Here is a 1,724-nt window from a genome sequence, read left to right on the forward strand (position 1 = left end):
GCGGCGAGGGCCTCGGCGGGCGACGGCGCCCGCTCCGGCACGTCGGCGCGGCCACCGCGCACCGGCCGTCCGCTGTCCGCCGCGGGGTCCGGGGTCGTGGGGTCCGGGGTTGTGGGGTCCGGGGGCGCGGTGGGGCGCGGTGGCGCCGTGCCCGGTGGGGTGGCCGGCGCCGCGCCGGCGCTGTCGGTCCGCTGTGCCGTCATCTGTCAGCCCTCCGCCGCTGCTCGTCCCACATGGCCCGGGTGGGCTGCTGCCCGTGTCGCGCCGGGGGAACCCCCGGCCGTGCGCCGGCCCCGGCCCTGGAAGAGCACGGCGGTGGAGGAGATGGGCACCATCGGCACCGTCTCCCGCCGCCGTGCCAGCCATGCCGCGACCCCCCGCAGCGAGGGGCGCACCCCGCGCACCTGCAGCCGGACCCCGTGGCGGGCGCACTCCCGTGCCAACTCAATTCGGTCGACCAGGAGTTCGGGGTCATGGACGCCCCGGGGCGCCATTTTCGGCACCCGCTCCGCGACCCCGATGGCCAGGGCGCGGCAGAGCGCCGTGTCCGCCAGCGTGTCCAGGACCAGCAGCCCGTCGGGGCGGAGCAGTCGGCAGGCCTCCGCGACGGCGCGCGGCAGGTCCTCGACGTGCTCCAGGATCTCGCCGGCGGCGACCACGTCCGCGCAGCCGTCGCGCAGCGGGAGGGCCGTGACGTCACCGCGCACGGCGAGGACGCCGTGGTCGGCGGCCTGGCGGATCGCGCTGGGGGAGGTGTCGACGCCGATGTGGTGGTAGCCCTTGCCCCGTACGTGCGGCGCCATGAGCCCACCGCCGCAGCCGAGGTCCACGAGGACCGCGCCCTGCCTGGTCGCGGGCGGGACGAGTTCCGCGCGCGCGGCGGCGAGCCAGTGCAGCATGGCGAAGCTGCCGCGCGGTGACCACCACTCGTCCGCCAGCCGCTCGTACAGGGCCGGGTCGTTGGGCCGGAGCGGCGCATCGGAGTGTTCCCTGAGGATGACCATGCGGTCAGGCTGGCACACTTGCCCGACATGCGACAGAACGTCGGGTCCGTAACGTCCTGGTGCCGCGCGAGCCACCCCTTGCCCGTACTGGCGGTGACGGCTGTGACCGCGCTGCTCGCCGTCGCGTGGGGGCATGCGGCGGGTGGCGTACTGCTGTTGACGGCGGCGGTGCTCACGGGTCAGTTGTCCGTCGGCTGGCTCAACGACCTGGTCGACGCGGACCGCGACCGGGAGGCGGGGCGGGACGACAAGCCGCTGGCCCGGGGCGAGCTCAGCCGGACGGCCGTCCGCCGGGCGGTCGTGGCGACGGCCGGGGTGTCGGCGCTGCTGACGCTGCTCGCCGGCTGGCCGGCGGCAGCGGCCCACCTGGCGGCGCTGGGCTCGGCGTGGGCGTACGACCTCGGGGGGAAGTCCCGCGCCTGGTCCCCGGCCTGCTACGCCGTCTCGTTCGGCCTGCTGCCGGCGTTCGTCGTCCTCGCCCTGCCGGGCGCGCCGTGGCCGCCGCTGTGGCTGGTGGCGGGCGGCGCGCTGCTGGGGTGCGCCGCGCACTTCCTCAACGTGCTGCCGGACCTGGCGGAGGACGCCGCCGCCGGGGTGCGGGGGCTGCCGCAGCGGCTGGGCGCGGCCCGGAGCCGGGCGGTGGCGGCGGGGCTGATGCTGGGGGCGTGCGCGTCGCTGGCGCTGGGGCCGGTGGTGGGCGGAGGCGCCGCGGCGGAGGCC

General features: G+C 77.7%; 2 protein-coding genes and 1 pseudogene. 1 reads left to right on the forward strand and 2 read right to left on the reverse strand.

Translation table 11 applies throughout. The annotated features are described in order from the left end of the window. Window positions 1–203, reverse strand: a pseudogene (locus HCN56_RS25975) (hypothetical protein); the annotation flags it as partial. 3 nt (window positions 204–206) lie between these two features. After that, window positions 207–1,004, reverse strand: a complete 798-nt coding sequence (locus HCN56_RS25400; RefSeq protein ID WP_167974979.1) for a class I SAM-dependent methyltransferase — start codon at window positions 1,002–1,004, stop codon at window positions 207–209. 93 nt (window positions 1,005–1,097) lie between these two features. Between HCN56_RS25400 and HCN56_RS25405 the strand changes: the two genes are divergently transcribed. Beyond that, window positions 1,098–1,724, forward strand: a 627-nt coding sequence (locus tag HCN56_RS25405) for a UbiA family prenyltransferase (protein ID WP_209313192.1), incomplete at its 3' end; no start/stop codon positions are given.

The organism is Streptomyces lonarensis (genome assembly GCF_012033735.1).
In the GTDB taxonomy this organism is placed as follows: Bacteria; Actinomycetota; Actinomycetes; order Streptomycetales; family Streptomycetaceae; genus Streptomyces; species Streptomyces lonarensis.